This is a genomic window from Rothia sp. SD9660Na, assembly GCF_030064065.1.
GTDB lineage: Bacteria > Actinomycetota > Actinomycetes > Actinomycetales > Micrococcaceae > Rothia.
On record NZ_CP125946.1, the window covers coordinates 1,502,757 to 1,528,917 of the forward strand.

21 protein-coding genes are annotated in these 26,161 nt (G+C 55.5%); 5 read left to right on the forward strand and 16 right to left on the reverse strand.

What is annotated here, in order from left to right; translation table 11 throughout:
• Positions 1-11 precede the first annotated feature (11 nt).
• The 9 genes from QM007_RS07220 to glf all read right to left on the reverse strand — a co-directional run bounded on the left by QM007_RS07220 (position 12) and on the right by glf (position 8,868).
• Complete coding sequence (locus tag QM007_RS07220) at positions 12-398, reverse strand: TadE/TadG family type IV pilus assembly protein (protein WP_283489339.1); 387 nt, start codon at positions 396-398, stop codon at positions 12-14.
• A 9-nt stretch (positions 399-407) separates the two neighbouring features.
• Positions 408-605, reverse strand: coding sequence for a hypothetical protein (locus QM007_RS07225; protein ID WP_283491017.1), 198 nt, complete (start codon positions 603-605; stop codon positions 408-410).
• A gap of 63 nt (positions 606-668) precedes the next feature.
• The gene (locus tag QM007_RS07230) at positions 669-1,604 is read right to left on the reverse strand and encodes a type II secretion system F family protein (RefSeq protein ID WP_283489340.1); all 936 of its coding nucleotides are present in this window, start codon (positions 1,602-1,604) and stop codon (positions 669-671) included.
• Positions 1,601-2,455: a type II secretion system F family protein gene (locus QM007_RS07235; protein WP_283489341.1), complete on the reverse strand. Its 855-nt coding sequence runs from the start codon at positions 2,453-2,455 to the stop codon at positions 1,601-1,603. Before QM007_RS07235 ends, QM007_RS07230 begins: the two co-directional genes overlap by 4 nt.
• Positions 2,452-3,696 (reverse strand): TadA family conjugal transfer-associated ATPase, encoded by a 1,245-nt coding sequence (locus QM007_RS07240; RefSeq protein ID WP_283489342.1) that lies wholly within the window; start codon positions 3,694-3,696, stop codon positions 2,452-2,454. Before QM007_RS07240 ends, QM007_RS07235 begins: the two co-directional genes overlap by 4 nt.
• A 315-nt stretch (positions 3,697-4,011) precedes the next feature.
• Complete coding sequence (locus tag QM007_RS07245; protein WP_237185394.1) at positions 4,012-4,788, reverse strand: ABC transporter ATP-binding protein; 777 nt, start codon at positions 4,786-4,788, stop codon at positions 4,012-4,014.
• A 5-nt stretch (positions 4,789-4,793) separates the two neighbouring features.
• Positions 4,794-5,663 carry an ABC transporter permease gene (locus QM007_RS07250; RefSeq protein ID WP_502949052.1) on the reverse strand — a complete coding sequence of 290 codons (870 nt, stop codon included), beginning with the start codon at positions 5,661-5,663 and terminating at the stop codon, positions 4,794-4,796.
• Between the two features lie 8 nt (positions 5,664-5,671).
• Entirely contained in the window at positions 5,672-7,651 is a 1,980-nt protein-coding gene (locus QM007_RS07255; RefSeq protein WP_283489344.1) for a glycosyltransferase, read from the reverse strand.
• Between the two features lie 29 nt (positions 7,652-7,680).
• Complete coding sequence (gene glf / locus QM007_RS07260; protein ID WP_283489345.1) at positions 7,681-8,868, reverse strand: UDP-galactopyranose mutase; 1,188 nt, start codon at positions 8,866-8,868, stop codon at positions 7,681-7,683.
• Between the two features lie 326 nt (positions 8,869-9,194).
• Here glf and QM007_RS07265 point away from each other — a divergent pair, with 326 nt between their 5' ends.
• Positions 9,195-12,956 carry an FtsK/SpoIIIE domain-containing protein gene (locus tag QM007_RS07265; protein ID WP_283489346.1) on the forward strand — a complete coding sequence of 1,254 codons (3,762 nt, stop codon included), beginning with the start codon at positions 9,195-9,197 and terminating at the stop codon, positions 12,954-12,956.
• 636 nt (positions 12,957-13,592) lie between these two features.
• A complete protein-coding gene (locus tag QM007_RS07270; protein ID WP_135013289.1) occupies positions 13,593-13,841 on the forward strand; it encodes a WhiB family transcriptional regulator in 249 nt (82 codons plus the stop codon).
• Between the two features lie 82 nt (positions 13,842-13,923).
• Here QM007_RS07270 and QM007_RS07275 read toward each other — a convergent pair whose 3' ends face one another.
• The 3 genes from QM007_RS07275 to QM007_RS07285 are packed head-to-tail and all read right to left on the reverse strand — an operon-like array spanning position 13,924 to position 17,526.
• Positions 13,924-15,465, reverse strand: coding sequence for a sensor histidine kinase (locus tag QM007_RS07275; protein ID WP_283489347.1), 1,542 nt, complete (start codon positions 15,463-15,465; stop codon positions 13,924-13,926).
• A 31-nt stretch (positions 15,466-15,496) separates the two neighbouring features.
• Positions 15,497-16,879: a CpaE/TadZ family protein gene (locus QM007_RS07280; protein ID WP_283489348.1), complete on the reverse strand. Its 1,383-nt coding sequence runs from the start codon at positions 16,877-16,879 to the stop codon at positions 15,497-15,499.
• Entirely contained in the window at positions 16,879-17,526 is a 648-nt protein-coding gene (locus tag QM007_RS07285; RefSeq protein ID WP_283489349.1) for an SAF domain-containing protein, read from the reverse strand. Before QM007_RS07285 ends, QM007_RS07280 begins: the two co-directional genes overlap by 1 nt.
• Positions 17,527-17,738: 212 nt before the next feature.
• Here QM007_RS07285 and QM007_RS07290 point away from each other — a divergent pair, with 212 nt between their 5' ends.
• Positions 17,739-17,969 carry a helix-turn-helix domain-containing protein gene (locus QM007_RS07290; RefSeq protein ID WP_283489350.1) on the forward strand — a complete coding sequence of 77 codons (231 nt, stop codon included), beginning with the start codon at positions 17,739-17,741 and terminating at the stop codon, positions 17,967-17,969.
• Between the two features lie 10 nt (positions 17,970-17,979).
• Here QM007_RS07290 and QM007_RS07295 read toward each other — a convergent pair whose 3' ends face one another.
• Positions 17,980-18,537: a hypothetical protein gene (locus tag QM007_RS07295; protein ID WP_283489351.1), complete on the reverse strand. Its 558-nt coding sequence runs from the start codon at positions 18,535-18,537 to the stop codon at positions 17,980-17,982.
• Positions 18,538-19,518: 981 nt separating this feature from the next.
• Here QM007_RS07295 and QM007_RS07300 point away from each other — a divergent pair.
• Positions 19,519-20,022, forward strand: coding sequence for an Rv3235 family protein (locus tag QM007_RS07300; protein ID WP_283489352.1), 504 nt, complete (start codon positions 19,519-19,521; stop codon positions 20,020-20,022).
• Positions 20,023-20,140: 118 nt separating this feature from the next.
• On the opposite strand, the gene QM007_RS07305 is transcribed toward QM007_RS07300, so the two are convergent.
• The 3 genes from QM007_RS07305 to QM007_RS07315 form a co-directional block, all read right to left on the reverse strand.
• Positions 20,141-21,583 carry an RNA polymerase sigma factor gene (locus QM007_RS07305; RefSeq protein WP_502949101.1) on the reverse strand — a complete coding sequence of 481 codons (1,443 nt, stop codon included), beginning with the start codon at positions 21,581-21,583 and terminating at the stop codon, positions 20,141-20,143.
• A 146-nt stretch (positions 21,584-21,729) separates the two neighbouring features.
• On the reverse strand, positions 21,730-23,136 hold the full coding sequence (locus tag QM007_RS07310; protein ID WP_283489354.1) for a DUF4192 family protein: 1,407 nt from the start codon (positions 23,134-23,136) through the stop codon (positions 21,730-21,732).
• A 216-nt stretch (positions 23,137-23,352) separates the two neighbouring features.
• Positions 23,353-24,318: a proteasome assembly chaperone family protein gene (locus QM007_RS07315; protein WP_283489355.1), complete on the reverse strand. Its 966-nt coding sequence runs from the start codon at positions 24,316-24,318 to the stop codon at positions 23,353-23,355.
• Positions 24,319-24,612: 294 nt separating this feature from the next.
• Between QM007_RS07315 and QM007_RS07320 the strand changes: the two genes are divergently transcribed.
• Positions 24,613-26,127 (forward strand): leucyl aminopeptidase, encoded by a 1,515-nt coding sequence (locus QM007_RS07320; protein ID WP_283489356.1) that lies wholly within the window; start codon positions 24,613-24,615, stop codon positions 26,125-26,127.
• The last annotated feature ends 34 nt before the right edge of the window (positions 26,128-26,161 follow it).

Here is a 26,161-nt window from a genome sequence, read left to right on the forward strand (position 1 = left end):
TATCACCGCGTTTATCTCTGAACCACAGCATGACCACTCACCTCCCACTGGGCAGCTACCCCAAAGGGACCGATGAGGGGCACCGGGGCAACCACGGTGACCTGCACGGCGTCCGCACCCTGCCACTGGGTAACAGAACTGCTAATTGTTGCCGAGTAGTGGGAAGGCAGTACCGAATACAGCAGCTCGCGGGTGCGTTCTTCTCCGTCAGCCGGTGTTTTATCGAGCATGGCCCCATAGCGGGCCCCCTGAGATGCAGCGTCCTGCAGTACGTTACGGGTGAACAGCGCGAAAGCAACCTGCAAAACACCTAGAAAAAGTAAGACAACTAGGGCAGATACCATCACGAACTCCGCCGTTGCATTACCTCTCTCCTTCTCAGGGGGCACAGCTCTCATGCGGGTCTCCTAGCGGTTAATCATTGCCATTGCGTTATTGAACATGTTGACGAGGGCGTCCTGGGCAACCACCAAGATAGCGGCCACAAGTATAGCGGACATCATCGTTATCATCACCCAGCCAGGCACATCCCCGCGCTCAGGGTCGTCCTGGCTTGTCAGAGGCGCAACAAGGCTGAGAAGGGCTTTGAGGTAGGTGTCGGTCATGAACTTCTTCATGGGATTCTCCTTTGAATATGAGTGTGATAGAAGGTGCCCAAGCGGGCGGGTTTAGAAGTTAAGATTCAGTAGGGAAAGGCCAGGAAACATCGCAAAGAGTACGGTGAGGGGAAGTATCAGAAAAACGACGGGGGCCATCATTCCGATTTCTTTCTTTCCGGCTGTCTCCATCAGTTCTCGTTTGGCGTTGTCACGCACATCTTGTGCCTGGGCCCGCAAGACATCTGCCAGGGGCGTACCACGTTCAATCGCAACAACCAGGCCATCCACAAAACGCGATAGGGCTGCTACCGAGGTACGCTGCGAAAAACTTTGCAAAGCGACCACGAGGGACTCACCGGAACGAGTCATCGCGAGAATAGTTTGGAATTCGCGAGAAAGCTCTCCCTGCGAACTCCGCACTACCCGTTCAAGCGACCCGATGGCTGATTCGCCCGCAGTAACGGACAGAGCCATGAGCTCTGCAAGGGCAGGAAATTCAGCCAGCATGGCTTTCTCCCGTTTTGCGATCTGCTGAGACAGCCAATAGTCGCGTGCGAGGAAGCCAGCACAGGAACCCAGAACAATCAGCAGGACTCCCAGCACAAAACTTACCGTCCCTTGAGCGAGGCCCACAGCCACCAAACAAATACAGAGAGTAGCTGCCAAGAGACTCCAGAGCACCTGTTGCACCCGGTACTCTGCGGTTGTCAGATGCCCACCTAGCTGGGTAAGTCGTTTTTCGAGGGCCACCGTATCAAAGCTCGACTTACCGAGACTCCGGTACATCTTTTCAACCCACGGTGCAAGGAGCGCAGCGCTCGCCCCGTAAATACCTTCTGGTAGCGTGCTATACGGTGTGTCCGGGCGGTTCTTTCTAAGCTCCGCCGCGCGAAGCTGAGGAGCTATACGGTCTGCAAAGCTCTCACGGCGCTGGGTCCAGATACTCGAAAGCACCAGCCAGATTCCTGCCGCTAGGAAAAGGCCAAGGAGAAGGGAAAGGTTCATGCCAGCACCCTCTTCTCTTCCGGTAGAGCACCGATACGTATCATCAGTCTGTAGGCAATAACGGTCAGAGCTAGGCCGCTCGCTAACACTAGGAAACCCGCAAAGCTGTTATAAATTCTGATCGTACTTGGTTGCGTGGCCATAAGGCCCAGAACGACCCAGGGAGCAACACAGGCAAGGCGGGCAGCATTGACCGTCCACGACTGTCGAGCCTCAAGTTCAGAGCGTGTCCTGCTATTCTCGCGGAGGAAAGTACTCAAAGTCCCCAGAAGACGACCTAAATCAGTTCCACCCACCTCACGAGTAACTTTGAGGGCTTCAATGATGTTGTCGGCGGTGGGGTCACTCAAGCGGTCTTTAAGACGATTGAGGGCTGGAAGGAACTCACCGCTAGCACGGTAGTCTGAAGCAAAACTAGTAAAAGCCGGACGCAGGGGCTCCGGCCCCCGATACTGAAGCTGCATGAGAGCGTCCGGAAGCGACAAACCTGCACGGATTGCTGACCGCAGGTGGTCCACCGCGTCCGGCCATAAATCCCGTAACTGAGCCCGCCGCTGAGCGGCACGATGCTTAACCACTAACCGAGGGCTAAAGAACCCAACGCCCACAGCCAGAGCAGCCAGAGGAACCAGTGAGGTCAACGCGAAGGTCAGCACCATTGCAACAAGAGCAGCTACAGCAGAAACCATATAAAACATAGCTACCGTGAACTTTTCTAAATCTGCCTGGCGCAGCAGCTGTTGTATCGCCGGGGCTTTTCGTCCTTTCTTCTCCTTAGCGGGAAGCTCCCAAAAGGACATATAGATTAAGAGGGCGCCAATACCAAACATCAGCCCAAATAAAGCACTCATGCCAGTGCCCCCTCGCAGTTGAGAAGGGTCTCAGGGGCGTAGCCAGCACGAATAAACTTCTCAGGCGAAGGCACCTCAGAAGCAACGCATACCAGCTGATCGCCTTCTCGTCTAAACAGTGTGCTGGTTTCGATCACCCCGTTTTCGACCCTGTTGCCAACGGCAAGAATCTCTCGCACCTGCCGTTTGCCCCGCAGATTACGGTCGCAGTGAACCACTAAATCAAAGCAAGAAGCCACGGTGGGGACGACAAACGAACTCGAAATGTTGTCACCAGCCAAGAGGGGAAGGGTGCACATCTTCGTGATTGCATCGCGAGCTGAGTTAGCGTGGATAGTGCAAAGGCCCGGGAGCCCGGAATTGAGCGCAATGAGCATATCGAGAGACTCGGCTTCGCGCACCTCACCAATGATGAGGCGGTCGGGTCTCATGCGCAAAGCCTCTTTCACTAGCCGCCGGAGAGGAATCTCGCCGTTACCTTCCAGATTGGGCTGACGGCACTGCAAATTCACAACATCGCGGAGGGGAATCTTGAGCTCAAAAATCTCCTCGCAGGTAATAACGCGCTCCCGCATGCCAATAGACGCTGATAAACAATTCAGCATGGTGGTCTTTCCCGCCTGCGTAGCTCCAGATACGAGACAATTTAGCCCACTCGCAACAGCTGCATCTAAAAATTTTGCTGCATCCAGGCTGAGCGACCCCAGCTTAACCAAATCGCTCAAGCGAGTTGCTCGCGCAATAAACTTACGGATATTGATGGCCCAATGACGGCGGGTAACATCTGGAATGGCTACATGGAGCCTAGAACCGTCCGGCAAGGAACTATCGACAAAAGGTGTGCTCAAATCAAGTCGTCGCCCCGAGGTCTTGAGCATACGCTCTACCAGCGCACGAACCTGCTCCTCGCTCAAGGTAAGCCCGGTGAGCTCAGACTCTCCAGCACGAGCCACAAAAATCTCGTCCGGAGCGTTAATCCAAATCTCTTCAACAGAGCTATCGTCAAGATACTGCTGAATCTCACCAAAGCCGCATACCTTGTCGAAAAGGGAGCTAATCAGGGAGTCAGCGTTCTCAAGTCGCGGTACTACGCCCCGTAGCATCTGGCGCTCGTACTCAGCGATGGCCTGTTGGATAAGCTCCTTAGCTTCCACCTGCTGTACGAGCGGGTCGATGCTGCTTCGGCGAATCAAGTCGCGCACGTCTGCTTCAACTAGCTCTTCTGCTTGCACTGTAGACATCTGTCCCCCTTACGCTCCATTGCAATCAGTCGATGAATTACCAAACAAGATACAGCTGATTAGGCAAAACAATCAAACACCCCAGGGCCAATCTGTGGATAACCGTGCCCCGCCCACCCTTACCCCACCAACAAGAATGCAGTGAAGTTGCGCCTGACAAGCCATAACACATAAAGGCTAGAGTTTTTCCACAGCACCTCAAACCTACTACGGATAAACGTAATGTTTTGACACACAACTAGTTACTGACTAGTAACAACGCACAAAAATGCCCACAAGCTATCTAGCTTGTGGGCATTTTTGGGGAAGGCTTCCTTAGTGGGATTTTGCCCTCATGAATTCAATCGCTTCGTCAATAGGGCCATCGAACTGCTTAGAGCCGTGGTCCAGGACTACTCCGCGTTCACAGATCTTTGCCACCAAATCAAGGTCATGGCTCACCACAACCAGGGTTTTCCCCTCAGCGCTCAGATCTCGAATCTTAGCGATACATTTCTTCTGGAAAGGTTCATCACCCACAGCCAGAATCTCATCCACTAAGAAAATCTCCGGATCAGTATGAACAGCTACAGCAAAAGCCAGTCGCAGGTACATACCCGACGAATAGAACTTAACCTCGGTATCGATAAAGTTGCCAATTTCAGAGAATTCAACAATTTCATCAAATTTTGCTTCAATCTGCTCCTTGCTCATCCCAAGGATGGCAGCGTTCAGGTATACGTTGTCACGCCCAGTCAAATCGGGGTGGAAACCTGCTCCGACCTCGATAAGCCCAGCGATGCGTCCGCCGGTCAATACCCTGCCCTCATCCGGGTGCATCACACCCGAAATCAGCTTGAGCAGGGTAGATTTACCCGAACCGTTATAGCCAAGTAGGGCAACACGCTCGCCTTCGCGAATATCTAGAGAAACCCCGTTGAGAGCATTGAACTTCTCGTTCAAATCCCCCTTACGGCCCTTCATCAGCCAGACAAAGGCCTCCTTCATCGACCGAGTATGGCGCAGTACAAAGCGCTTTACCAAAGACTCAACCTTAATGACCACAGGAGCATTATCTGCCACGGGTGGTAAATCAAACTTCTTGATATCCACGTAAATCAGAGCTCCTGGGCGAAGTTACCCTCTAGCTTACGGAAGAGTAAGTCACCGAGGAACAGGGTCACGAGAGAAACGCCTAGGGCAACAGGTACCCACAGGCTAAGAAGGTGCGGAGGGATGTGAGATACCGGCAGTGCAGCAGATTCAGCTGAAAGGGTAGGCATCCAGAAAGCATAGTGGAAGAGCTCAACAGCCACAGTGAGCGGGTTCATCATGTACACGTTCATTACCCAGGGGTAAAGGGTATCGCGCACCATGGTCCACGAGTACAGAACCGGTGAGAACCAGGTAGCAACCATCAGGAGCATATCCACAATATTCTCAGAATCGCGGAAGAAGACGTTCGCTACACCGAAGATGAGGCCCAAGCCAGCCGAAAAGATCATCACGATAATCATGGCGACCAGAGCCGCTCCCAGCTGCTTCAAATCAGGGCTCCAGCCAGCTACGAAACACGCGCCAAGAAGCACCAGAATCTGAGGAAGGAAATGGATAAGAGCCACCCAAATCGTTGAAACCGAGAACAGTTCACGAGGTAGATAAATCTTCTTGATGAGTGCCCCGTTAACTACCATGGCTTTAGCCCCGTTACTAAACCCTTCAGAGAAGAAGTTAATAACGATCATTCCAGAGAATAGATAGATGGCGTAGTTCTGCATACCGCGTTCTAGCCCCAAGAAAAGGCCTAAGGCGATATAGAAGACGGCGAACTGCACCCCAGGCTTGATATAGGACCAGAGAATACCGAGCACCGAACCCCGGTACCTTACCTGTATCTCCTTATCAACCAGGAGTTTCAGTAAAAATCTGTTAGCAAAAACATCCCGTAGCCCACGGCCCTTACCGGGGGCTACGAGTTGTTTATTCATCGAATCATTCATCGAGTAAGTTCTGACTCCGTATGCTTGTCGAAGGTCTTCTTCCACTCTTCAATAGAAGAAATACGCTCTGCGGCCTCGGCGTATTGCTTGCGCAGGGTAGTCCATTCACGCAGAATCTGAGCGGTCAGTTTAGATGACTCGACGAGCTTTGAACGGAGCTGTTCTGGGTCACGGCGATACCACGAAACTGCAGTACCTTCAGCGTTTGACACCAGTGCCGAATCATACTGGGACATGCGCCACCAGCGGTTGTCCTGGTGAGCAATATGAGCCTGAGGGTTCTGCTTATACTCATCGCGCACAGGCTTGACCAGTTGCTTAGTGACAGTCTTCAAGGCCCAGGGAGCAAGAGTACGGTAAGACGGAGCAGCAAAACCACGGCCGTTGCGAGGGGGCTTTGCCATCCGCGGCTCAGGGAAGGACTCGACGTCTTCCTTGAACTGGGCGTCAGTATACTCCTTAGTCAAAGCACGGATTTCCGGCAGACGCTGGGCAAGGAGGTCATGTAGCTGATCAGGGCCCGCAAGGACGTCCTTCAGCGCCATAATGCGACCGTGCTCGGTAAAGTACTGCATCGAGATAAGGTGCTTGACGTCTGCATAGAGCGACTCACGTAGCAGGCGTCCGCCTCGCTCGTAGGGTGAGTGAATCAGCGAAGCAATGATGCGGTTACGGATGTGGAAGTAAGCCTGCCAGCCTACAAGGTCGTCCTTATCAATCCACGATACGTGCCAAACAGCGGCACCGGGAAGTGAGACGGTGTGGTAGCCGGCCTTTTTCGCGCGCAGGCCGAATTCAACGTCATCCCACTTGATGAAGACGGGCAGTGACAGACCAATTTCACGAATGACCTGGGTAGGGATCAGGTCCATCCACCAGCCGTTGTAGTCCACATCAGTGCGGCGGTGTAGCCAAGGAGTGCTACGCAGGTTGGAGTGCAGGAAGTCATGACCCAGGGACTGGTCCTGGTGGGGCAGGTCAGGCTGGAAACGATAGGTGTTGACGACCTCACCGAAGGTGTGCAGAACGGTACGGTTGTACAGATCAAACATGTGGCCGCCTACGATAGTAGGCTTACGGCACATATCAGCAAAGGTGAGCAGTCGGATAATAGATTCCGGCTCAACAACCACGTCATCATCGAGCAGCAGGGCGTAGTCAGAACCGTTTTCTACAGCCTCGTACATACCGCGGGCGAAGCCACCTGACCCACCCAGATTTGCCTGGTTAATAATACGAAGCTTGCCCTGCAAGGTAGCAGCAACTTCTTCAAAGTCAGGCTCGTCCTGGAGCTTCTGAGAGCCCTGGTCGACGATGAGAACTTCTTGCAGGTGCTCTAGAACCTCGGGGTTAGCGGCCAGAGAACGCAGGTTATTCAGACAGAATTCCTGCTTGTTCATGGTGGTGATTTCCAGGGTGATGCGACCGGGAGCCTTGCCGTTATCGGCGCCCTGCCACTCTGCTGATTCCAGCACCAGAGATTCAGCGCCAGCGGCGAGTTCGAACCAGTACCAGCCGCCATCGCCGAAGGGCTTCAGCGAGAGGTCAAACTGGGTGGTGGCTGCACCTTCTACGCGCTTAGAGTCTACACGCTGCAGCGAGCCACGAGCGTTTGACTTATACACGATGACGGTGCCTTCGCCGTGAGTCTGGATATGCAGGCGGACGGAGGTCAGATTAGTCCATCGCTTCCAGTAGGATGCGGGGAAGGCGTTGAAGTAGGTGCCAAAGGAGAGGCGGGTACCGGGGCGCACGAGGGTGGAGCGACGACCGATGAAGTCTTCAGTGTGTGCTTCGTTCGCTGAACCGCCGCTGCTCTTGACCGGAGCTTTCTCGTCCTTCAAAGAGTCGTTCTGGCTTAAGGCACCGTTCATGGTGGAGAGCTGCACGCCGGTTGCGATACCCGAATCGACGTAAAGAGATACGGTGTCCATCTGAGCGCGTTCAGGGAAGATAACACGCTGCAGGGTTTTCATAGGGGTCTCTTGGGTGTTCTGCATAAGTTTTAGGCCTCGATTCCGCCAGATACCAGCTTTTCGCCCTTTTCGAAGTGGGGGCGGAGCTTGTTGTCGAACATGGAGAGTGCAGCACCGATAGCCATGTGCATGTCAAGGTACTTGTAGGTGCCCAGGCGTCCGCCGAAGAGCACGTTCTGCTCTCCGCCAGCGAGTTCGCGGTACTTGAGGAGCATTTCGCGGTCAGCGCCGGTGTTGATGGGGTAGTAGGGTTCGTCGCCCTTTTCTGCGAAGCGTGAGTATTCGCGGTGAATAACGGTAGCGTCCTTGGTGTAGTCACGCTCGGGGTGGAAGTGACGGAACTCGTGGATGCGGGTGAAGGGGTGGGTTGCGTCGGGGTAGTTCATGACGGAGCAACCCTGGAAGTCTTCGATGTCAAGGACTTCTTCTTCGAGGTCGATGGTGCGCCATGAGAGGTCACCTTCGGCGTAGTCGAAGTAGCGGTCTACGGGGCCGGTGTAGACGACGGGCACCTGCCCCAGGACCTTGGAGCGGGAGTATTCGTGGCCTTCTTCGAAGAAGTCGGTGTTGAGGTGTACCTCGATGTTAGGGTTGGCTGCCATGCGCTCAAGCCAGGCGGTGTAGCCGTCAACGGGCAGGCCTTCGTACTTGTCGTTGAAGTAGCGGTTGTCGTAGTTGTAGCGCACGGGTAGGCGGGAAATGATGGACGCGGGCAGGTCAGCGGGGTCGGTCTGCCACTGCTTTGCGGTGTAGTGCTTGATGAAGGCTTCGTAGAGCGGACGCCCGATGAGGGAGATACCCTTGTCGTTCAGGTTCTTGGGGTCGGTTCCTGCCAGTTCACCGGCCTGCTCCTGGATGAGGGCCTTGGCTTCTGCCGGTGAGTAGGCAGCGTTGAAGAACTGGTTGATAGTGCCCAGGTTGATGGGCATGGGGTACACGATACCGTTGTGGTTGGTGTAAACGCGGTGGGTGTAGTTGGTAAAGCCGGTGAAACGGTTGACGTATTCCCAGACGCGTTCGTTAGAGGTATGGAAGAGGTGGGCGCCGTAGCGGTGAACTTCGATTCCTGTCTTCTCTTCGTTTTCACTGTATGCGTTACCGCCGATGTGATGACGGCGGTCGAGCAGGGCTACCTTGAGGCCAAGCTGGGTAGCAGCTTGCTCTGCAATGGTGAGGCCGAAGAGGCCAGAGCCTACGACTACGAGATCAGCGTTCACTTAACATACTCCTTGTTAGGGGTTGCACAGCTATCGTGGGGAGTCTGGCAACCGTGCTCTGCTACTACAGCGTAGAAGCTTAACTTCGGTGTGTTCCTTGCGCGCAAGGTAAACACAGTTAATAACAAAAGTACCGGATATAGTCGGCTACTACCCGCTAACAGGCTGTAAAGATCGTGTGATTATTCCCCGGTCTTCCACTGCACTAGTGCTGTGTGAAGAGGAACCTCAACTTTTTTCGCGGAAAGACAGAAAAACAATGGTGAGAGTTTGTTTTTCAGTTTTGTGCCCTTGCAATGGCAGGTCTCCAGGACTTAGGTGGCGTTATGAAGCTTTTAGTGCGCGTCCAGCAGCCACCGGCGGGATCTTACCGAACAGTGGAGTTTGATTATTCGCCCGGCACAACTGGAGTAGATATCCACCGAGAACTCTCTAATGTGTGGGGTAGCGATAATTTCAGCTGGGGTATTCAGGGGCAAGATATCAGGGAGCTTATTCCCGGCCAGCCTCCCTGGACTAGTGGTGCACAGCTCGCAGTCTTGCCCCTTGCACCTCATGCAACCGTTCTTCCTTTCCCAGATGGAAGGGCCCTGTTTACCTTACGTGTGGTGCACGGGCCAGATTCTCATTCTCAGTTTCCTCTATCTCGAGGTAGCTGGGAAATTGGTAGGCAGGCCTCCCTGCTCACAATTGACGACCCAGCGCTTGCACCGATTGAGGGCTTCCTAGAGGTGACGGCTAGCGGCGTGTATTTCTCGAATGAGGGCTCCCACCGCAAACTTGAGGTAGGGGAAAAATTTATTCTGGGCAGGAGCGTCCTTGTGCTTGACCAGTATGAGTACCGCGCTCCCCTCTTTCGTGACCCGGTAGTTCAAGACATTGATGTTCCCGCTCCTAAGTCCAAGTTGCTACTGGTAGCAACGATGGTTCTACCTCTCATTGTGGGCCTTCTGATTGCCTGGTTGACCCAGCTGTGGCTTGTTCTTCTCATGGCCTGTGGGTCCTCACTCTTAATGGGACTTCATGCTTTTTCTCAGGGGCGCGAAAGATCCTCTGTGCGCCGTCAGATAACACAGCTTGCTCGGGAGGAAGAGGACGCTATAGCCCGCTACCGCGGGGCTGACCAGATCCATGCTGATACAGGCCTTGTGATAGGACGCGGCACCCGGCCTGTGCGGGTTAGGGGCAAGCAGCGTGAGTTAGAGCGCCTCCCTGAAGTCCAAGGAGCCCCTTATGTCATAAGCGTAGAAGAACTCGCGCCCCTAGTCTCTGGGCTTCCTCTTTCGACCCAGCGTTTAGCCCTCTGCCAGCTCTTCGCTCAGAATCAGCCGGTCTACCTTCTTGTTCAGGAGCAGGAGGCTACTTGGTTTTTGCGTCTCATTGACCCGCTTCTTGCAGCAGCAAATGCGTGCACGGTGTCTCTTGCAGATCTCAGTAGTTTAGAAACAGGTTTTTTGGTGTGCTCCTATCTGCCGCCGTCCTTACCTCCGCAGCTTCTCCCCTTTCCCTTAGCCAACAAAGAGCATTATAAAGAGCCTGCAGAGCTCTTTTCTCAGTCAACTAGCTGGTGCGACATCGTTTTAGACGGAATCAGCGAAGAGCGTTACTGTGCTCTCCTGGCGAGTTGGGGAAGAGTCACTACATCCTCTCTTCTCCAGAGATTTAGCGTTACAGCAACGAATACTTCTCAACTACCTGCTTATGCTCTCCCTGAGCTGCCGGAGGGTAACCAGCCGGGGAATCTATGGGCAGAAGAGATCTTCCTGCATGCGGGGCTAGCCTGTGAAAGTAACGATGACCTAGCACTCGGCCTAATGCATCATGGCCCGCATTTTCTCTGTGCAGGGACTACAGGTTCAGGCAAGTCCCAGCTTCTTCGTTCCCTGCTATGGTCTGCTGCCCTCAGCTACCCGCCTCAACGTCTTTCCTTCGTCCTCATAGATTTCAAAGGTGGTGCAGGTTTAGGCCCTCTAGCGTCTCTACCCCATTGTGTTTCGCTCATCTCTGACCTTGACGCGTCTCAGTTAATGCGCACTATGAAGTTTTTGCGGGCAGATCTTACCCACCGCAAGCAGGTCTGGAAGCAGCTCGGCGTCAGTTCCTATGACGATTACATCGGCCTCTGCAGAAACACCCGCACAGCGCCCGATTTTCCGGAGCTGATTATCTGCATCGATGAGTTTCGCATGCTTGTCGATGATTACCCAGACATCATGAGCGAAATGATGAAGATAGCTACGATTGGCAGATCGCTGGGTTACCACCTCGTCCTAGCTACCCAGCGCCCGCAGGGAGCAATTTCTCCCGATATCAGGGCAAATATCTCAACGGTGATGTGCCTTAGAGTAAGTTCTGCCCAAGAATCTTTCAACGTTCTAGGCTCGGAAGAAGCTTCTCGTATCTCTTCCCGTTTCCCGGGGCGGGGCCTTCTACGGAGTGCAGATAATGAGATGGTTGAATTTCAAGCTCCTTTAATCACGGGGCTGTACAGGCAAGAGCCCCAAGGGCGATGCCGGGCACGTTTTGTGCTCGATCTGCCTGGCTCTCAGGAGCCCACCAGTTGTCAGGCTCTGAGCGATGCAGAACTCGATGCCACCAATACGGCTATCTACCAGGCCTACCGGGCTGCACATCAGCTACCGACCTACCAGCCGATTCCGGCATCACTCTCAGCTCCTTACCATGCGGATTTGCCGGAGTCTGCTGGCCCCTTTGCCTTATTGCTCGGTCAGTACGAGATAGCAGAACTAGGGTTTCAAGCCCCCTTTATCTGGTCGGCGGAGGATGGCCCGATTTTAGTACAGGGAGGCAGCAATGAGTGGATACCTGCGCTTCGGTCAACCCTCCTTCAAGCTCTCGCTCAAGGGTACGCCGTATTATGTCTTACGCCATCAGAACAGCGCGCACGAGAGATACGCAGCTGGGGCAAGGAATACGCAGAACAGTTTGACGTCTTTACCTACCAGGATTCCAACTATCTTCAGCACCTTCTAGCCTGCTGCGTAGAAGTCCCGGGACCGGGCCAACTCCTCGTCATAGATACGCTAGAAACACTGCTAGATACGCTCCAACGGTACCCGGCTGCAGAAGCTCATCTGCAGCAGATTCTCAACTTGGGTGATCGTCCAACAGTTCAGGTTTTCTGCACTTCAGTAACAGGTGTACGAGGTAAGTACCAGCACATCTTTGAGCACACCTTTATGACTCGAGCAGCTGTTGAGAATGACCCTCTCCGTACCCACACTAGGGATTACACCCTGCCGGGCAGCGGGCAGTTTGCGATAGAAGGAAAGGTTATCTATGACGCATCAGAAGGAAAAGTACAGGCAGGCACACTTGCTTGGACAGAGCTCAGCGCTCCGCTAGCTAGCCCAAAGACCGGTGCTCAGCAAGGCCCTAACCACCTGTTAAGCGGCTCCCACCGATACTGGCTTTCCTGGCGTCCGCTCCCCTTGTGTTCCCCGGTCAGTGCCCTCCCGTCAGCAGCCAAGCCCCACGCCGGCGCGCTCGCCTGCGGAGTGCTCAGGGACGGCTCGGTAGCCTTTACCCCGCCTTTGCGAGGTGGATTTATCAGCGTCAGCGGCCCGAGGGGATCCGGAAAAACGAGCCTACTTAAGACCCTCGTCCAAGCTAACCCTGAGCATTTCTTCATTGTTATTTCCTCAGATACCGGCACCGCAGCAGAAGATATCAGTCAAGCTCTTGCACGGGGCGAGAACCTGGGACTCCGCCCCATTCTGCTCATCGACGACCTTGATAAACTCAGCCACGATATACAGCAGACGATACTGGCCCAAAAAGAAAAGTTTGGGTCTGTTGTCGTGACCTACACACCCTGGCCACGGTGGAGTAGCTCACCGATTCTTGCTGCCCTCAGCGGTACCTCTACGGGTATCGTCCTTACCCCGCATAGCTCCGCAGATATGTCCTTCTACCCGGGCGTGCTTCTCCCCCTTGACCTTAAAACTTACGGTCAGCTCCCGGCAGGGCGAGGAGTCATGATTGATCATGCAACTGTTACGGCTTTTCAGGCAGCCTTACCCGATGAACAGGCTACCGGGATAAGGGAGCCAGATGTTCAAGAGTAGAACGGGTAAAAAGTAGCAGAATGACAGCTCCGCTTATGCCTACCGTTACTAGCCCTACCAGGTAATCTCCGCCCAGAGTAGTTTGAACGCCAATGATGACCGCAAAGAGTTGCCAGACAAGCACGAGAGGCTGTCCAAACCTCTGGGCCCGCCACACGGCAACAGCGCCCACAGCGAGAGCCAGGGCAATAATGAAATAAAAGGAGGCAATAACTGACGCTCCCCCAATATCAGTAGAAGCGAAAGTCCCGATCAAAGCAGTAACCACTAGATACAGGGCCTGAAGGAGGCTCAGCCCAACCAAGATTTTCACGGGAATTGGAGGGGCTGAAACACTGGAAGAAGCCACGTCTATCTCATTTCTCTATGTACTAAGAAAGGGTCTCCTATCTAGAATAGGCACCCGGGAGTGTCACCTCTCACCCCGGCACCCCTTTATGCACCCGCCTGTGACATTTACCTCAGGGCTGCAAGCAGATTTTCGCTCACAAACCCCTTGTATGACGCCCCATATCGTGGGAAAGTTATTGAGGTTCAAGTTTGGCTCCTTCTAGGAAAGGGGCCAGATTTTTTTGTTAGTCGCTGAGCTACTTTGCCTCAGCTTTAATCCGGTAAACCCTATAGGAGAGCATGCTAATGGATTGGCGTAGCCGTGCTGCTTGTCTTGAGAAAGACCCTGAACTCTTTTTCCCCGTAGGAAACACCGGGCCCGCCCTTCTTCAGATTGAAGAAGCTAAGAATGTCTGCCGCAGCTGCACTGTGATGGATACCTGCCTGCAGTGGGCTATCGAAACAGGCCAGGATTCTGGTGTGTGGGGCGGTATGAGTGAAGATGAGCGTCGCGCTATGAAGCGACGTGCTGCCCGAGCCCGCAGGGCCTCATAGTAGCAACTTCATGTAAGTGTTCTTTAGGAGGGGCGAACCGGTGTACCGGTTCGCCCCTCCTTTTTATGCAGCTTTCCTTTAGCTACACGATGGCAGCTTCAATTGTCACCAGTGTTCCGCCTTCAGGAGCAAGACTCCAGTGAATAGTACCGTTGAGCTCGCTGGCTACCAGGGTTTTAACAATTTGAGTCCCTAGACCGGTTCCGCCGCCAGTTCCCTCTAGCTCTCTAATTTTTTCGGCGCTAATTCCGGGGCCACTATCTTGAACCGTCACCATAATGCTGTGCTCTTGCCCTTCTGAGTAGCGATGCTGGCAACCGAGGGTCACGGTACCGGTTTCTCCAGCTAAACCGTGTTCTACCGCGTTAGCCACAACCTCATTAATAATGAGGGCAAGGGGGGTGGCAATTTGGCTGGGTAGTTTTCCGAAGGACCCCTCGATCCGAGTGGTAACGTGCTGCCCTGGTGAGGCAAGCTCGGCAGCGAGCCTAAACTGTCGGCTAATGAGGTCATCGAAGTCTACATCCTGAGTTAGCCCCTGGGAGAGGGCATCGTGTACCAGCGCGATAGTGGAGACACGGCGCATCGCCTGTTCCAGGCCTTCCTTCGCTTCGGGGGTGGTCATGCGTCTCGATTGCAGGCGAAGCAGGGCTGAAACGGTTTGAAGGTTATTTTTGACCCGGTGGTGGATTTCGCGGATAGTAGCGTCTTTCGACATCATCTCCTGTTCTCGGCGACGCAGCTCGGTAACGTCGCGGCAGAGCAGCAGAGCCCCGTAGCGTTCTTCGCCCAAACGTGAAAAATGGCGCAGGGGGATGGCACGGAAGGTGACGTTTTTGCGGTTGGCTTTGATTTCTGCGCGCCAGGGCATGCGCCCGGTAAGAACCAGGGGTAGGGTTTCGTCCGCTTTCTCACCGGCAGGTAGCAGGGCCCGGGTGATATCGAGCAGGCTCGCACCGAGCATGTCACCTGCGTAGTTGAGACGCTTGTAGATAGACAGAGCATTAGGTGAAGCGTAGGTAACCCGTCCGTCCGTATCAAGCATAACTAAGCCGTCGCTCACACGGGGGTTGCCGTGGGCCGTCCCAACGGGTGCGGAGAACTCGGGCCAGGCACCGCGCGAGACCATCTGTAGAAGATGGTGGGAGACGTCGCGGTAGACCCGTTCCGCTTTCTGACGCTTTCGGGTACCCAGGCTCTCGCGGTGGACCGATAAGAGGGCTACGGGCCTGTCATTGCGTATCAGCGGAATGAACTCGGTGTCAAGGACAATATCGGTGAGGTTGTGCTCGTCATTGAGGGTCTTGGGGGTTTGACTGTTCCAGCTCGCAACCGCCCGCTCACAGAGGGCCGGGTCGAGCTCTTTGCCGACCCAGTCGGTGTGAAAAACCGTGTGGGTGGTGGAGGGGCGAATCTGGGCGAGGTTGATGAACCCAGCGGACGCCGGCAGCGGCTGGGAAAGGGAGAAGTAGCCCTCGATGGTGTCGGTTTGGGGCGCCCAGAGCATGAGGTCGCAGTAGCCGGTATCTGCAATAATTTGCCACTCGTTAGTGAGCAGGTGGAGCCACTCGATATCGCCCGGACCGTAAGCGCCGGTGCGCATGAGGATTTCAGTGAGTGACAAGGGGGCCTCCTGGTGGTCTGGGCAGGGTGGGTTAGGAGCGGGAGCGGCGGGTAAAGCGCACCCAGGGCTTCTTCTTTTCTACCATGCTCTGGCCCGGAGGGGGCGCTAGTGATGGGGTAGGTTTTCCAATCCCTAGGGCATTTCGGCTGGTGTCGGCGAGCGCCTGTAGCTGGCGGGCCAGTTCTGTCTGTGGGGCTGCTTCAAGAATTGTTGTTCCTGCTAGGCGGGCTTTATCAGCGGTTGCGCTGTCTTCTGGTAGCTGGGCTGCTATGGGCAGGCTGGGCCCGAATCGCTCCCAGGAGTGTTCGAGGGCGGCCTGGGCAGATGGACCTAGGGCCTCGGTGCGGACGCGGTTGAAGACAATGCTGATTCTTTGGTCAAAGGCTGGCCCAAGCACCTGGCTAAGGGCGTCGTAGGCTTTGATAAGACGCGGTACACCCACAAGGTCTGCTAGGCCAAGGGCTATCAGGTGGTCAGCTCGCGCCAGGCTGGTCAGGGTTGCGTCGTTTCGTTGGGGAGTCAAACCGTCAAAGCTCAGGGCTGGGTCTTCTTCAAGGCAGAAAGAGGTATCGATAACCACCAGGTCGTATGTTGAAACCAGTGTATCGATTACAAGGTCGAGAGCGCTTGAGCGTACCTCTACCCAGCGATCTGGTCGGTTGATGCCGGTGATGATGTCGAAGTAGTGGGAGCGGTGCGAGACGGTGTGGGTAAGTTCTTTGAGCTGTTGCTGGGTTATGCCTCCACGGTCTGCGTGGTGACAGAGTTGGGCGAGACTTGAGTAGTCATCGGTAAGGCCTAGAGCAGCTCCCACGGACGCCCCGTAGGTATCTGCGTCAACCAAGCAAACCGAGTAGCCTGTTTCTGCGTAGGCTGCTGCCAGGTTGATGGCCAGGGTGGTGCGTCCCGGTGAACCGTAGGGGCCCCACACCGCCACCACCTTCCCTTCCGCAGGTGAGGGGGCAGGAGCGTCCTGCTTTTCGTCACCCCTTGTGGGGTGACTTTGAGCCCGGGCAGAGAGGGCAGGCTCCTCGTTCTGAGCCTGGTTGGCCTGCTCACCGGTCTGCTCTGAATTTAGCAGGGTATCGACGGCCTTTTCGATCTCGCTAACGATCTCGGCGGTGTCGGCTAGAGAGTCAATCGGGTAGATGCCTTCTATAGGAGGCTGGGTTCCCTGGTCATTGACAAGACACACTGCCACCTCAAGGTGGTGCAGGGACTTGACCATGGAAAGAGTGAGCTCTTCTCCCCCGGTCACGATCAGCACAGCGCGGGCAAGGCCGCTTTGGGCAAGTCCCAGCATTTCACCGATATCGTGCACGTGCCTGACCACGCTCACCTGGCCACGCTGAGATTCAATGGCTGAAACGAAACGTCCGCCCTCATCACCAACAACAACGATAGGAACCTGCATTAGTTTCCTCCCGGTGTGTAGGCCGACGGAACCAGGCTGATGACAGCTCCCTTGCTGGTGGCACCGAGAACTGTGGGCAGGACGTCCTGGTTTACCCACAGTTCAACAGCCGAACGTCCGGTTCCTCCAATCACAGATTCTTGGGCCGTTACAGAATGCACCTCGGCTGACTCTGCGATGACCACGGGATCACCGTACGAGTTGGCCCCCTCTGTTTTGTAGGCAACCCAAATATCTACCCGATTGCCAGGAACATACTCGGCTACCGCGTACTGATCAAGCAGCAAGGTAACGAGCCTGCGTCCATCGCTTACCTCGGTGGACAGCGACCGGGGTGAGAGAAGCTCCCCCGCAGCTAGCGGACGGGTAGCTACCGATCCGTCAGCAATTACTTGCTCCGCCGAAAGGTAGAGACCTGCTGATTCACCTAGCTTGACCTGGGCAGTTGTCACGTTATCGGTGGTAATTTTTTCGCCAATACCGATATCTTTACTGGCAACATAGTAGGGCTGAGTCTGATTAGTAGCTCGGATAAGGCCGACAACGCCCAGAACCGAGAGAAGAATAATTAGGACGCCCGCCAGCAGCTTAGGGTCGCGGAACCCCGGCTTTTTGAAACGGGGAGCAAGATTTTCTTGAGCCGTCATGACACCTCTTTGAGTCAGGAAGTTTTCTTCGTTGACAGCAGTTTCCCTAATCAGAGCACCAGTTTCAAAAATTGCACGTATTTTTGACTAAGGTTACGCAAAATCAAGCAAGTTATCCACAGGCCTTGCTTCTTCTATCAGGGTAGTTCAAAATGCACTAAACTAAAGCAAAGACTCCCCCATCTACTCCCCCGTTTCAGAAGGAACCAGACATGGTTGAACAGCGCTTTCTCACACTGACCGACGTCGGTGAAATTCTCAATATATCCCCCAGCCAAACTCGCGCCCTGGTGCGCTCAGGGGAACTGAAGGCCATCCAGATTGGCGGCAGAAACCAGTGGCGGGTTGAAAAGAGCATGCTCGAAGCATATATCAGCGAGCGCTATGCGATGACCGAAGAAGCCATTCGGGCCGAGCAGGCCGAACGAGCCGATGTCTCCTAAAACAGACTGTTTATCCCGCTACCCTGATAGCGGCGATTGAGGTGAAGAGGACGCAGCGTGGAGTTCCCCGAGTTCCGCGGGCGTCCTCTTTATGCGCCTGCAGCCCCACGATTTCACAGTAGTCAGCACCAACTGCCCACACTTTACCTGCACTGGTGAGACCCGTTCCCCCTGCATGATAAATGTGAATATCACGCTGGGCTGCACTGAGAGCCCGTAGGGCAGATCCCAGCGTGAGCTTGCGAGACACTTCATGAGCTTCGCCCACGGCCTGGTGGTTTCCACCCTCCCAGTAAAGGAGGTGCGCAAGCGGAAGAATGAGGCCGCCGGCGTCCGTTTCTAGCTGAAGCCAACCCAGCCCTAAGGTCTCCAATCTCCCCCGCCAAATATCTCCAGTAGACCCGTGAATAGTCAGCAGCTGCCCAAGCTGGGCTGCCAAACGGTCAGCCACGGTGACTCGAGAAAGCTCTATCTGGCGGAGCTCGCGAGCATCCGCCTCGTAATCTCGGTGTTTCTGTGCTTCCATCTGGATTTCGTAATCACGGAAGAGCAAATCTAGGTGTGCCATGCACTGAGGATACCCCGACAACGAAAATTTGTTGAAAAATTTGCTACAAACCTCTTGAATCCAGCGCAAAGGGAAGTAATATGATGCATAAATCATCAAACTACATCAAATGACATAATTTGAGGTGAAAGAAGTGGCATCGCGATTTTTTGCCCTATGCACAGCCAATCTGATTCCCCTCCTAGCACTGGGCGGGGCTGGCGCCTCCGGCATGCTGCTTCACTCACTTCTGAGCGAAGGGAATCAAGACCTAGGGCTCACTTCTCGTAGCCTGGGCACCTGGATGAGCCTGCTAGTCTGTGCTATCGCTGGCGTGCTTTGCCTCTGCATCGCTCTCTGGTGGCTAGCTGGTTTAGTCTTCTACTACAGCGCCCTAGCTCGCGCCCGACGCTCTACCCTACACATACAACTTCCGGTCTGGGCCCCGGGACTCCTCAAAACACTTGCGGGAGCTTCTTTAGGCCTGGGGGCTTTGGCCCCCACCCAGGCCTATGCCCTACCCTCTGAGCAAGCTATCTCGGTAACAGCAAGAGTTCACAACGGCGAAACAAGCTCACCCCTATTCCCACAGGCTTCTCAAATTACTCACGACGTCGAGGCCTTACCAGCTGACCCCACCCCAGTGTCTGCTACTTCACCCCTCTTTTCCCCAGGACAAACCCAGGAACGAGCAACAGTCACGGTTCTCCCCGTTACGACAAGGAGCTACCAGCCCATTTCACCCCTCTTCGGGGGTGGTACTCGCGTGCAGCCAGACTTTTCAGAAGACGTAGCAGCTACTACCTATACCGTGGCCCCGGGTGACTCGCTCTGGAGTATTGCAGAAGACCAACTAACTCCCGATGCCTCAGGCGCTGAAGTGCTAGCACTCGTGCACACTATCTGGCAACTCAACCAAAAGACCATCCCCACCCTGGACACCCTAATTTTCCCAGGTCAAACGATTACCCTACCCCGCTAGGTTTTGCAAAGGAGCACACCGTGAAAACCGCCTTCCCAGAACGCGATGACCGCAAATACATCATCGTCGAAGCTACCGAATACGCCGAAAAATATGCACCCTACTTTGAAAAGGGTCAGCCAGCAGAACCCGCCGTCAGCCTCTCCTTTATCGATCAAGAAGAGCAGGCCCTTGAGCAACTGGGGGTTCGCATTGGCACCGCTGCCATCGAAGTTTTCATGGGGCGCAGGCCTCAACACCATCTAGCTCCCTGGATGACAGCCGGCTGCTACCGCACCCTAGAAAAGCAGCTTGAACAGGCAAAAGCCGCCATTCGCTACCGGCAGCGTCATTACCCCCAGGCCTTTTACCCCAGCAAGCCACCTGCTGTAATCCGCCCGCGACGCATCATCGTCCAGAAGGTTGCTGAGACTGCCTATGAAATGAGTTTGCTGGTGACCGACGACGTCCGCACCCGGGCCGTAGCCCTACGGGCAGAACGCAAACGGGGCAACTGGAAAATCGCCGCCCTCGCCATCGCATAACTCCCAGTTATCCGGCGGCTCCCACCTTCTCTTATGCCAGCCCCATCAAAAGGGCGGGTGCCCTCGAGCTAGAAGGCTCGAGGGCACCCGCCTGTACCATATCTACAGTAACCGGTTTTTAGTCTAGGTAGTCACGCAGAACCTGAGAACGGCTGGGGTGACGGAGCTTAGACATAGTCTTTGATTCAATCTGGCGAATGCGTTCGCGGGTAACGCCATAGACCTTGCCGATTTCGTCAAGGGTCTTGGGCTGCCCGTCGGTCATACCAAAGCGCATAGCGACCACGCCTGCTTCACGCTCAGAGAGGGTATCAAGAACCGAGTGCAGCTGCTCCTGGAGAAGGGTGAATGAGACAGCATCAGCAGGTACTACCGCTTCGGAGTCCTCAATCAGGTCGCCAAACTCAGAGTCGCCGTCCTCACCCAGAGGGGTGTGCAGGGAAATCGGCTCGCGGCCGTACTTCTGAACCTCGATGACCTTTTCGGGGGTCATATCGAGTTCCTTGGCGAGCTCTTCAGGGGTGGGTTCGCGGCCCAGATCCTGCAGCATCTGACGCTGGACACGGGCCAGCTTGTTGATCACTTCAACCATATGCACGGGGATGCGGATGGTACGGGCCTGGTCAGCCATTGCACGGGTGATAGCCTGACGAATCCACCAGGTTGCGTAGGTTGAGAACTTGAAGCCCTTTGAGTAGTCGAACTTCTCAACGGCTCGAATCAGACCCAGGTTACCTTCCTGAATCAGGTCGAGGAAGAGCATACCGCGGCCGGTGTAACGCTTAGCTAGTGAGACCACCAGACGCAGGTTGGCTTCCAGCAGGTGGTTCTTGGCGCGACGGCCATCGTGAATTACCCAGCGCAGTTCCTTCTTGAGCTGCGGGTCCATATCGGGGTTCTCTTTGAGCTTGTGCTCGGCGTAGAGGCCTGCCTCAATACGCATAGCCAGGTCGACTTCCTGCTCAGCGTTCAGCAGGGCAACCTTACCGATCTGCTTGAGGTAGTCCTTGACGGGGTCTGCGGTAGCACCGGGGGTGACGACGCGGACGGCAGGAGCGTCGTCTTCATCGTTGTTGGTCAGGACGAAACCAGAGCCCTTAGCTGCTACAGCTTCGGCTTCTTTCTTCTCTTCCTTGGTGACAGAGTCTGCCTCGTCTTCATCATCGTCTTCATCGACATCTTCGATGTCGTCGGTATCGAGGTCCTCGTCGTCCAGATTGATATCGTCGTCGGCGAAATCGTCGTCCTCGCCCTTAGCTTTGCGGCTCTTCTTGGGGGCAGCCTTCTTAGCTGCGGTCTTCTTGGGGGCTCGCTGAGGTGCGGCGCTTTCTTCGTCGTCTGCTTCTACGGCGTCTGCTGCCTCGTCAGCCTTTTTTGCTTTGGCGCGAGTTGAGGTTTTTTTAGCGGTGGCTTTGGTTGCAGCGGTTTCGCTGGTTGCTTTCTTGCGTGCGGCTGGTGACACAGAAAACCTTTCTGAGCTAGTTGACCGTAGCGAGTGTGATGCGGTGTTCGCGGTCAAAACACCTAAGACCCTGTCAAGTGATCGATTCGCACAATACAGTTTCCAGGGTATCTATCGGTGGGTATAACGCCCGGATAGGGGCTTCTATTCCCGATAGGAAGCTGTATTTTTGAGAGATACTTTGAGCGGGGTCAGTAGTCAAGTATGACATGTTTTAGGTTTTCTAGCGAAGAAGGCACGGACGCTTATCTGCTGTTCTTGGTCACGTAAGTCTCTGGAGCTCCGCCGGGCAGAGTAAGCCAGGTAGGGAAAGCACTGACGCTCAAAAGGTAATGCAGGGGTAGAGAGCCCCCATCGCGGTAGGTACTGTCGATAGCCTCCAGCAGGTGGAAAGCTTCTGTAGAGTTGCCCCGCATCCAGCTTACCCACGCTTGTGCAGCAAGAAGGGAAGCTTCGGCTTTTCCCCCAGCGGAGCTTTCCAGCACGGCTGCCAAATGCAACAAGGCTTCCAGGCGCTTCCAGTCTGGCGGGGTGGGGTCTATACCAAAGAGAGTTTCAGCCATTTCCTTCAGACTGTCTTCGGTGCTATCTATCTGCTCATACACACCCTGTTCAGGCTGACTGAGACGATCAAGCTGGTACCGCTGCAGGGTTGACGGCAGGGGCAGAACCCTATCCCTCGCAGTTTGCCTGTTCAGTCCCAGTTCTTGGCTGCCCTGTTCTAAAGCTCTCAGAGCTGCTAGTGAGTCTTTGAGGGTGCGGCAGGCCTGAAGAATCACGAGCTGGAGGGTTGCAAAGCTATCGAAAGAAGTGATCAGAAAACCAGCTGCATCGGGAATCACCTTGGCGCGTATAGCATCGGCTAAGGTCCCAGCGTAGAGGCCCCTGCTACCCTGCGGCCCATCAAGCAGGGACGCAACGGCACCTATAGCCTGTTCCCATAGCTCTAGTTCAGCAGCAATTTGGCAGGCTTCTTGGGGGTTTTGCTCTTGTTTCTCTTCCAGGTAGAAAGCGCTATAGGCCTCCGCATTAACCTGCCAGCGTTCTTGCCCCTCAGGGTCCTCAGTTCCCAGTGTCGTACGATTCTTAAGTTCCTGAGCTTCATGTGAATCGCTCGCGACAAGCGACCCGTGGGCTACCAGTTCGCTATACAGCGGGCTGGTCAAGACCTCGTCTAGAAAACCGGCGGGAGCCAGCTGCCCTTCAGCCGGTTCCACAGCCCAATAGGCCTGCTGCCCCACCGCAAGCACATCGAGTACATTCAGCCCGTGAAGGGTGGCGTGGGCTGGCGCGAGCTCCGCATAGCATTGGGCTGCTTCTAGGAAGGTTTTTTCTACCGAAACGTCTGCTTCTCCGGAGGCTGCTCCGTCGGCGAAGAGCAGCAAGAATACACTGGTGATGGGGTCCCCGGTAGGGCTGTGGGTGGGGAAGGCCTCGAAGATATAGGTCAGAAAGTCATCCGGCGCTACCTCAGAAACATCGGGCATATCAACACGCAGCAGGGGCCCTGCTCCCCCATCGCTCAGAGCCAAGAGTATGATGGACTTTTCAGGCCAGTAGCCTAAAAGGTGCAGAGCAAGGGCAAGGACGTCACGCTCCGAGCTGAGGTAAGTAACGATAGGTTCTTCTGGGGTGTGATGCTTCTCTGTCATACCTATCAGACTGATAGAGAAGAGTATCTAAGACGAGCCCAAGCGGGCCTGTGGATATTCTCCACCCGCCGGGCGTCCGACGTCCGCCCCTGTCAAAGCAAATAATTCAGCCCTCACGGGGCGCATACTTCCCATAAACCGGTGAACCCGTGACGCATCTATGACGCCCCTAAAACGGGTTTCCACAGGCAGCTTCACCGCAGGGTCGGGGCCGGTTTAGGAACCGGAGGGGCCCAGACCGCGGGGGCCGTCGCCGTCTGCATCCCGAGTGTTGTGATCGAGCTGGGCCAAGAAAGCCTCTACCTCATCACCGATTTCATCCCGGCTCGGCACCCGACCGGCGGCACGCTCAGAGAGGGGTAGGCTACCGAAGCCCTGGGCGGCGTTTGCGTCGTAGGACTCTTCGAGCCGCTGAATCATCATCTGGATTTCAGGGCTTGCGCTAGCCTGCTCGTCAATCTGTAGCTGAACATTCTCAGACAGCTCACGCAGGCGATCCGAAGGCAGGCTCAGCTTAGCGGCCAGCGACAGGTGCTCCATAGCGACAAGAGCGGTCTGGGGCAGCTCCGACTCCGACAGGTACTGCGGCACGTTCACTGCGAAACCGGCCGTTCCAATACCGGCCTCGGTCAGGCGCACCTCCAGCAGGCTCGATACCGACCCAGGCACCAGAGCCTCGGGCTGGAAAGAGGAAATGCCGACCGTCAGGTCCTTACGGGACCCATGCGCCGTTACGGGGATAGGGCGGGTATGCGGTACCGGCATGGGGAAACCGGTCACAGACATGGCTACCGATACCTCAAGACGCTGTGCAATGTCAACCACATCAGCTGTAAACCGCTGCCAGAGCAAGTCGGGTTCAGCACCGGTCAACAACAAGAAAGGCTTGCCCAGTCGATCTTCCACCGCGTACAGCTTGAGTTCAGGAAGCACCGGGTTGGTGTAGTGGTCTTTTTTGAAGGTAATGCGAGGTTTGCGTGATCGGTAGTCGTGCAGGCGGTCAGCATCAAATTCGATGACCGGCACATTATCAAGTTCATGCAGAAGCACTTCACCCAGGTGCCCTGCGGTGCCACCAGCGTCCTGGGGGTGTGAGAGGGCAATGACGAGGGGCAGACCTCTCAATCGGTCGTTTTCAAACGCCCCGGCGTGAGCTATATACAGCCGATCTTCGTGCGTCATCTTCCTAGCCCCCTTCTTTCTTCCCGTCTTCTGTGAGTCTCTATAGTACTCCAGGGTGTAGCCACTGTGTAGCCTAATGTCGCAGGTATAACGCTGGGAATATGCAGAATTATTCCTTGCAAGGCCATAATTCCCGCCCTGGCACCTCGACCTGTTCGCTCTGCGGTGATTTAGCCGCAAGGGGCGTTGCGCAGATTACATTCGCGAGGCTTTTAGGCCTAGGCTTATAGACGATACTGCAGTTGCCCTAGAGCGCGGCTGCCCCACTTATATCCACTGCGAAGGGAGATTTCTGTGAGCGATTCTCACGATCTGTCATTCTCTGTAACAACCCCCGATCTTGAAGCCCTTGAGGCCGATGTGCTGGTGCTCGGTGTGTATTCCGGCAAGGAAGGCCCCTCGCTGGCCACTAACCCCCTCGACGCAGAAACCGCCGAGGGCCTCGAAGCTATTTTGGAAGATTTGGGCGTCAGCGGTGGGCAGGACGAGCTTGTTCGGCTTCCTGGCTTCGATGAGGCGGGTGCCGACGTCGTTGCCCTCATCGGCCTAGGCTCTCAGAAGGAAGATGCTGCTGCCCACCGTGTTGCCTTGCGCTACGCAGCGGGCTCAGCCGTCCGCCAGCTTGCCGGCGTAGAAACCGTAGCCCTTGCCCTGGGCGCAGAGTCCGTCGAGGAAGTAGCAGCTATCGCAGAAGGCGCCGCCTACGGCGCTTTTGCCGATACCCAGCTGCGGGCCAAGACTGCCGATTCGGTCAAGGCTCCCGTCGCCGAGGTTCTCATTGTCACCGATGTAGCCCCCGCTGAGGCAGAAAGTGCCCTGACCCGGGCTCTCATTCTGGGTGAGGCCGTTGACCACACCCGCCGCCTGGTCAACACTCCGCCCTCCCACCTCTACCCCGAAACCTTCGCAGAGCGTGCCCTTACCCGCGTAGAGGGCCTTGACAATGTTGAAACCAAGGTCTGGGATTACGAAGAACTCGTTGCCGAAGGCTTCGGTGGCATCGCGGGTGTAGGCCAGGGCTCAGAGCGCAAGCCCCGCCTCGTAGAGGTCAAGTACACCCCCGAGAAGGCCGAAAAGACCGTTGCCATTGTGGGCAAGGGCATCACCTTCGATACCGGCGGCATTTCGCTCAAGCCCGCCGGCTCCATGACCACCATGAAGTCCGACATGGCAGGTGCCGCAACCGTCCTCAACGTCGTGGCAGCAGCTTCTGAGCTCAACCTGCCGGTTGCCGTACACGGTTACCTCTGCCTGGCCGAAAATATGCCCGGCGGCAACTCCATTCGCCCCGAAGATGTGCTGACCATGCGCAGCGGTCACACCGTTGAAGTCATGAATACCGACGCCGAAGGTCGCCTGGTCATGGCAGACGGCCTGGCCCTGGCCTCCGAGGGCGAGCCCGACGTCCTTCTCGACATCGCAACTCTCACCGGTGCCCAGCTCATCGCCCTGGGTGTGCGCACCGCCGCGGTCATGGGTGACGATACCGTCCGCCAGCAGGTTGTTGAAGCAGCTACCGAAGCCGGCGAAGACTACTGGCCCATGCCTATGCCCGAGCACCTGCGCAAGAGCCTCAAGTCCCCCGTCGCCGACCTACAGAACATCGGCTCCCGCTACGGTGGCATGCTGGTAGCCGGCCAGTTCCTCGAAGAATTCGTGGGCGAAAAGGACGGCGCCAAGATTCCTTGGGCTCACCTGGACTTCGCAGGCCCCTCCTTCAACGAGGAAGGCCCCTACGGCTACACCCCCAAGGAGGGCACTGGCCACTCCATCGCCACCCTGATTAAGTTCATCGAGGCCTACGCCTAAACCTTACTTTCCAGGGAACTTTTACATTTGCACC